7 protein-coding genes are annotated in these 6,890 nt (G+C 44.1%); 5 read left to right on the top strand and 2 right to left on the bottom strand.

The window, feature by feature from the left end:
* Positions 1-167 precede the first annotated feature (167 nt).
* On the top strand, positions 168-422 hold the full coding sequence (locus X919_RS0100540) for a hypothetical protein (protein WP_028898583.1): 255 nt from the start codon (positions 168-170) through the stop codon (positions 420-422).
* A 346-nt stretch (positions 423-768) separates the two neighbouring features.
* Here the strand turns inward: X919_RS0100540 and X919_RS0100535 are convergent, their stop codons facing one another.
* Both X919_RS0100535 and X919_RS0100530 read right to left on the bottom strand, forming a co-directional pair.
* Positions 769-1,347: a manganese efflux pump MntP gene (locus tag X919_RS0100535; protein WP_371212579.1), complete on the bottom strand. Its 579-nt coding sequence runs from the start codon at positions 1,345-1,347 to the stop codon at positions 769-771.
* A gap of 45 nt (positions 1,348-1,392) precedes the next feature.
* A complete protein-coding gene (locus tag X919_RS0100530; RefSeq protein ID WP_253270056.1) occupies positions 1,393-2,400 on the bottom strand; it encodes an esterase-like activity of phytase family protein in 1,008 nt (335 codons plus the stop codon).
* Positions 2,401-2,746: 346 nt separating this feature from the next.
* Between X919_RS0100530 and X919_RS0100520 the strand changes: the two genes are divergently transcribed.
* The 4 genes from X919_RS0100520 to X919_RS0100505 all read left to right on the top strand — a co-directional run bounded on the left by X919_RS0100520 (position 2,747) and on the right by X919_RS0100505 (position 6,840).
* Positions 2,747-3,619, top strand: coding sequence for a sigma-70 family RNA polymerase sigma factor (locus X919_RS0100520; protein WP_028898580.1), 873 nt, complete (start codon positions 2,747-2,749; stop codon positions 3,617-3,619).
* 148 nt (positions 3,620-3,767) lie between these two features.
* The gene (locus tag X919_RS0100515; protein WP_028898579.1) at positions 3,768-5,123 is read left to right on the top strand and encodes an NAD(P)-dependent oxidoreductase; all 1,356 of its coding nucleotides are present in this window, start codon (positions 3,768-3,770) and stop codon (positions 5,121-5,123) included.
* An 87-nt stretch (positions 5,124-5,210) separates the two neighbouring features.
* Positions 5,211-5,804, top strand: a complete 594-nt coding sequence (locus X919_RS0100510; RefSeq protein WP_028898578.1) for an IMP cyclohydrolase — start codon at positions 5,211-5,213, stop codon at positions 5,802-5,804.
* Positions 5,805-5,817: 13 nt separating this feature from the next.
* A complete protein-coding gene (locus tag X919_RS0100505; RefSeq protein ID WP_004380259.1) occupies positions 5,818-6,840 on the top strand; it encodes a rod shape-determining protein in 1,023 nt (340 codons plus the stop codon).
* Positions 6,841-6,890 lie beyond the last annotated feature (50 nt).

The raw sequence follows: 6,890 nt of genomic DNA, 5'->3' as shown, positions 1-6,890 counted from the left end.
TATATTGGGAGAAAGAATAATGAAAGAGTACAACCCCCAAGGGGGTAGCCTCCCTCATTCATTGTTACCCGGGGTAGCCTCCTATCGTCGGCAACCCTGGGCTATCGAAAGTACAACCCCGGTGGGGTTGAGCATACCATTGGCGGTTATCACAGAACAAATATATCATGGTTGAATGTGGCACCATCGTTTATCATAAGACAAAAGCACGGGGTAAGGCACACCATTGGTGGTTATCACAGAACAAATACATCATGGTTGAATGCGATATCACCATTTATTATAAGACAAAAGCACGGGGTAAGGCACACCATCAACAGTTATCACAGAACAAATATATCATGGTTGGATGCAACACCACCATTTATCATAAGACAAAATCACGGTTTTGGGGGAACACTATCAATGTTATCACAAATTAAAATCGCATACAGAGGTTGCAACATCATGATTCGTTATCCAACAATAACATGGCAGACGCTTCGCAGGCATTGAGCAAGAGGAAGTGTTTTGTCGGTTAAGTAAGGAACGACGCGAGGCACTCTTGCTACATGAAGAAAGGGAAAAGTTGGTGCGCCACATTGAAGATTTACAGTGCTTGGAAACACAAACGATGGTGAACGATGAACTCCTGTGCTTAGCAAACGGCCATTTTAACTCCCACTATCCACTGAAACGCGTGCAAGCGATAGAAACAACAAAGAAATAGGGAATAGCGTGAATGGGTATTGATTCAAAACCTATGAGGAAGTAGGCAGCAATTACCCCTTAGGCTGTAAGATGGGTGATCAAAACCTTGATGCCAATAGCAATGAGGATGATACCCCCCAACAAGGCAGGCTTGAGCTTTCGCTCGATAGGTGCGCCAAACCGTGTGCCCAATTTCATGCCCCAAAGGGTTAAAACGAAGGTCACTCCCCCAATGAGCAGCAAGGGTTGCGTGAGTGTTGTGACGTGGTGATAGCCCATACAAGCAAAAGAAATGCCAATGGCTAAGGCATCAATGCTGGTGGCTACGCCCAAGATGAGTTGATTTTTAAGTTCGCAAGGGTTCATCTTCCGCTGTTCTTCGGGCAAATAGGCATCGCGAATCATGCGCCCACCCAAGAAAGCTAACAGCCCGAAAGCAATCCAATGGTCGAAGGCTTCGACATAATGGGCAAACGAGTTGATGGCAAACCAACCCAAAAGGGGCATCGCCATTTGGAACAATCCAAAAAAGAAAGCCATGGAAAGTGCGGTGCGCCACTGAAATTTCTTAATGATAATGCCACTGGCTATGGCCATGGTGAAGCAGTCCATCGCCACAGCAACGGCCAAAAGCAACATATCAATGAACGGCATCATAGTTTATTTTGAACAAAGTTTATCAGAAAATTCATCATACACGAACTACTTCTTTTGATAGGGTTCGACCACAATCGTTCTGAAATAGTCTTTCAAAACGCCCTTAGCCCGGTTTTGACTATCAGCACAAAGCACTATGACACGACGTCCATCGAGCAAGGATGGACCTTCACACATACCTTCATAATTGGCAAAATCAATATCGCCTAACCTCAGCCATGTGCGCCATCCCACCACGAATTGCTTTCTCGGATTGCCCGGTTTGATGCGAAACAGCTTATTCATCACCCAGCTATTGAGAAACAAAGGACGAATATATACCTCGCGTTCTAACACCAACAGAGTGCCATCAGAGAGGGCTGTCAACTCGGAAACGCCATAGGCATGACGCAAATCGGGTTTAGAGGAGTCCTCTAAAGGTGCGTCAATTAAATAGGAATATTGCTTCTCTTCGTCAAGATGCATATTGAATTGCTTCAGTCGCAGCAACAAACCATTATCGGTAACAAGCGGCGATTCGTTGACGGTGAAGAGCTTTTGGCGCACACCATCATAGGTGAGACTTTCGATTCCGCGATTGACAGGCGCATGCTTGCGATAGTCTTCGACCATGGTCTTGCGCACCACCATTCGGCTTTCACAGTCATAATCGATAATTTCTGCAGAGGCTTCGTTACCAATATAAATATGATGGCGCGCAGAGTCATAAGCAATCGCCTCCTCGTCTTGATTGATTCCAGGGAGTTCTGTAAAACCCCGATTGTCAATCTGTATGATTTCGCCACGCGTATTGAGCGCAATATGAAAGATGTAGAAGCCTGCACGTCCGCCTTTGTCGCTCACAACGGCATATAAATCGTCGCCTAAATAGGCCAGGCCACTATAATTTCCAGGGGGGATTGTCTTAAAAGCATGCTGCGGCAACAGGGTAGCTTTTAAGGAATCGGTTAGCTGCGCGTTGACCATGTCGCCACTTCTCCCTTGCCCAATCATCAATATCGACAATTGAAAAAGAATGACCGCTACTAAAAAAAGTCGTCTTAATTGAATCATTCGCATTAATGTTTTTGTAAAAGTAGCATGATATCCTATCCTGAAAAAGCTACTTCTGAGTTCAAAAAAGATTTCGTGCAAAGATAATAAAAATAATCTTCTTGCGTTATTTAAAAAGGTTCAATAAAATTTAATCCTACAAAAGGGTTGAAAGAGACTCGAAAATATCCTGTATGTGCTTGAGCATTTCACTCTTTAAGAGATTTGCTTTTGTGTTAAAAATAAAAAAATCGCACACAAGAAAATTGCATTTTATAATAATAATGTGTACCTTTGCACGCATTTTGCTAGAGACTTCATTGGCAAAAGATTGTTTTTCAAGACTTAAGATTATAGAATAAGTATAATGAGACAGCTAAAAATTCAGAAAAGTATTACAAACCGTTCGAGTGAAGCGTTGGATAAATACCTCGTTGAAATTGGACGTGCCCCTTTAATTTCTATTGATGAAGAGATTGAATTGGCACAGAAAATTAAAAAAGGTGGACGTGAAGGCGAACGGGCTAAAGAAAAATTGGTGACCGCTAATCTGCGTTTTGTGGTGTCAGTTGCAAAACAATATCAGCATCAGGGGCTATCATTAACCGATCTTATCGATGAAGGTAACATAGGATTGGTGAAGGCTGCCGAAAAGTTTGATGAGACACGTGGCTTTAAATTCATTTCATATGCCGTTTGGTGGATACGCCAAAGCATCCTCCAAGCTATTGCTGAACAGAGCCGCATTGTGCGTTTGCCCTTAAATCAAGTGGGGTCGCTAAACAAAATTAATCGCGAAATCAACAAGTTTGAGCAGGAAAATCAGCGCAAGCCATCTTTGTCGGAGCTCTCACACGCCACAAAAATCGATGAAGAGAAGATTGATCAGAGCCTCATGGCCGACAGTCATCACGTGAGTATTGATGCTCCTTTCCAGGAAGGTGAAGACAATAGTATGGTTGATGTGATGGCCAGTGGGGAGGATAGTCGTACGGACCGACAGGTAGACCATGAGTCTATGGCTCTTGAATTAGAGTCGGTGTTACGCAAAGTACTCAAAGACCGCGAGATAACCATTATTCGCGAGTGCTTTGGTATCAGCTGTCACGAGAAGGGTTTGGAAGAGATTGGTGACCAACTGGGGCTTACTCGTGAACGCGTTCGCCAGATAAGAGAGAAGAGTATTGCAAAACTTCGCGATAGCGGTTACGCAAAAATTTTAATGAAATATTTGGGCTAAACGTCACAAAAGACACTGCGTGGTGCAGAAAGCGAGGGGTGTCGTCCCTCGCTTTTTTATGTATCATAAAATAATGGTGGTGCAATAAGGATAGAAGAACGATTGCTATCCTACCTCTTGCTAACATAAATTTGAGCAATATCATACAATGACAACAGAAGGAAAAAACACATTTCAAGTGGTAGATGAGGGATTTACCTTGCGAGAAGCAGTGGCCGAGGCTAAGAAATGCTTGCAATGTAAGGTGCCACTTTGCCGAAAAGGTTGCCCCATAGAGAACGATATTCCCCAATTTATCCATGCCTTGACAATGGGAAATTTAGGAGATGCCATGCGAATTATTAATGAGAAGAGCAACCTTCCTGCCATCTGTGGACGTGTTTGTCCACACGAAAAGCAATGTCAAGGACATTGTGTGCTCAACAAAAAGAATATACCTATCCAAATAGGTAAGATAGAACAGTTCATAGCAGACTTCGATACGGAGATGAATCTCACGCGAGAACCGCTACCACAAAAGGATCGTGGCAAGATAGCTGTGATTGGTTCGGGACCAGCAGGGCTCACTGTAGCAGGTGATTTAGCACGCATTGGCTTTAATGTTACGATTTACGAGGAACAAAATGAGCCCGGAGGCGTATTGATGTATGGTATTCCCGAATATCGTTTGCCTAAGAAAGTAGTTCGAGCTGAAATAGAAAAGATTGCCGCCTTGGGGGTAAACTTCAAATGCAACACCCTTATTGGTGAGGGAGACAACAATATCGATAGCCTTTTTAAACAAGGCTTTGATGCCATTTTTATTGGAACAGGGACAGCAGTACCACAAAATATGGATACAACCCCTGGAGCAACGTTACGCGGTGTGAGCCAAAGTACGTATTTCTTACACAACGTAAACAGCTTTAACGAGGGCGCAATCAGCCGCAATGCCGTTCCCCTTAGAAAAGGAGAACGCGTAGCTGTCATCGGAGGTGGTAATGTTGCCATGGACACAGCACGCACAGCTATTCGCTTAGGTGCAGATGTTATGGTGCTTTATCGCCGCACAGAGGCTGAAATGCCTGCTATAAAGGCAGAATATGAGCAAGCTATTGCCGAGGGTGTGAAGTTCGAATGGCAAACGATAGTTACTGAGTTTATTGCGGGGTCGAATGGACGTTTGGCGGCCTGTAGACTGAAAACGCCTGCAGGAGAAGAGGAAAAACCTTTTGATCGTGTGTTTTTAGCTATCGGAAGCAAGCCTGCAAACCGCATCATTCGCAGCACAGCTGGCATAGAAGTGGATGAAAAAGGCTATATTAAGGTGGTGGATCGCCCCATGGGGATGACCACTCGGCGTGGTGTTTTCGCTGGAGGCGATGTGGTACATCGTCCACAAACGGTGGTACTGGCCATGAAAGCGGCTAAAGATGTGGCACAAGGTATCGCACAATATGTAGATGCTATCAAGCTTCTTGAGGTTGCTAAAAAAGTTGAAGAAGAGCGAGATGCAGCTAAATAAAACACAATTTTTTAAATGTTTCCGAAGGTCTGTCAGCTTATTTTAGTACCTTTGCGAGTAAATATGTGAACTTTTTTGAATAAAATAATGGCTGAAATAAGAAAAATAAAGACTGCATTGATATCGGTCTTCCATAAAGATGGCTTAGAGGAATTGTTGGCTAAACTGCATGAAGAGGGCGTGAAATTCCTTTCAACAGGTGGAACCCAGCAGTTTATTGAGTCGTTAGGTTATGCTTGTCAAACGGTAGAAAGCATCACAAGTTACCCGTCTATCTTGGGAGGTCGCGTGAAAACGCTGCATCCAAAGATATTCGGAGGCATTTTAGGTCGCAGAGATTTAGCTGAAGATCAGGCACAAATGGCACAATATGAAATACCCGCTATCGACTTGGTAGTAGTGGATTTGTACCCATTTGAGCAGACAGTAGCATCAGGAGCAAGCGAAGCTGACATCATTGAAAAGATTGATATCGGCGGTATTTCCTTGATTCGAGCAGCTGCAAAGAACTATAAAGATGTCGTTATCGTGCCCAGTAAAGCCGAATACGGCAAGCTTTTGCACTTACTTCAGCAACAGGGTGCCGAGACAACAATCGAAGAACGCCGCGAATTTGCAGCGCGTGCATTTGCCGTTAGCAGTCATTATGACACCGCTATCCATCAATGGTTTGTAAAATAATTAAGCACATTATATGGGATTTTTTTCTTTTATCCAAGAAATAGCAATGGATCTTGGCACCGCCAACACCATCATTACGAGTGATGATAAGATTGTGGTTGACGAGCCTTCTGTCGTTGCTCTCGATCGTCGTACAGACAAAATGATTGCTGTTGGGTCGCAAGCAAAGATGATGTATGAAAAGACTCACGACAATATTCGCACCATAAGACCTTTGCGAAATGGTGTTATTGCCGACTTTACTGCCTGTGAACAAATGATGCGAGGGCTCATTAGAATGGTACATTCTGGGCGTCGTTTGTGGTCTCCTTCATTACGAATGGTAATCGGAGTTCCATCGGGTTCTACCGAAGTTGAGTTGCGTGCGGTCCGCGATAGCGCAGAACATGCCAATGGACGTGACGTGTACTTAATCTTCGAACCTATGGCTGCAGCTATCGGTATCGGTATTGACGTCGAAGCACCCGAGGGCAATATGATTGTTGATATCGGCGGTGGTAGCACCGAAATTGCAGTGATTTCTTTAGGAGGTATCGTGAGTAACAACTCCATTCGCACCGCTGGTGACGACCTAACTGCCGATATTCAGGAGTATATGAGCCGTCAACACAACGTGAAGGTGAGCGAAAGAATGGCCGAGCGTATTAAGATTCACGTCGGTTCTGCATTGACAGATTTAGGCGAAGAAGGCCCAGAAGACTTCGTTGTGCATGGTCCTAATCGCATAACGGCATTGCCAATGGAGGTTCCTGTATGCTATCAAGAGATTGCACATTGCTTAGATAAGACCATCTCGAAGATTGAAAATGCTGTACTTTCAGCATTGGAGAACACACCACCTGAGCTCTATGCCGACATTGTTCGCAATGGAATCTATCTTACAGGCGGTGGAGCTTTGTTGCGAGGCTTAGACAAACGTTTGACAGACAAGATTAATATTCCTTTCCACATCGCCGACGATCCCTTACATAGCGTAGCAAGAGGCGCAGGAATTGCCTTAAAAAATGTGGAACGTTTCTCTTTCTTGATGCGTTAATCAATAAGGCAGGTGTTGGTAGTTTCTTTAAGTTCGACTGCTAACACTTG

Origin of the sequence: Prevotella sp. HJM029 (genome assembly GCF_000599605.1) — a bacterium.
Classification (GTDB): domain Bacteria; phylum Bacteroidota; class Bacteroidia; order Bacteroidales; family Bacteroidaceae; genus Prevotella.
This window is presented reverse-complemented; position numbering and strand designations above follow the sequence as displayed.

What these genes read in the sequence shown, in the direction of transcription:
- X919_RS0100505 (WP_004380259.1), top strand. Translation starts at nt 5,818, where the DNA reads ATGGGATTTTTTTCTTTTATCCAAGAAATAGCAATGGATCTTGGCACC.
- X919_RS0100530 (WP_253270056.1), bottom strand. Translation starts at nt 2,400, where the DNA reads ATGATTCAATTAAGACGACTTTTTTTAGTAGCGGTCATTCTTTTTCAA.
- X919_RS0100540 (WP_028898583.1), top strand. Translation starts at nt 168, where the DNA reads ATGGTTGAATGTGGCACCATCGTTTATCATAAGACAAAAGCACGGGGT.
- X919_RS0100520 (WP_028898580.1), top strand. Translation starts at nt 2,747, where the DNA reads ATGAGACAGCTAAAAATTCAGAAAAGTATTACAAACCGTTCGAGTGAA.
- X919_RS0100510 (WP_028898578.1), top strand. Translation starts at nt 5,211, where the DNA reads ATGGCTGAAATAAGAAAAATAAAGACTGCATTGATATCGGTCTTCCAT.
- X919_RS0100515 (WP_028898579.1), top strand. Translation starts at nt 3,768, where the DNA reads ATGACAACAGAAGGAAAAAACACATTTCAAGTGGTAGATGAGGGATTT.
- X919_RS0100535 (WP_371212579.1), bottom strand. Translation starts at nt 1,347, where the DNA reads ATGATGCCGTTCATTGATATGTTGCTTTTGGCCGTTGCTGTGGCGATG.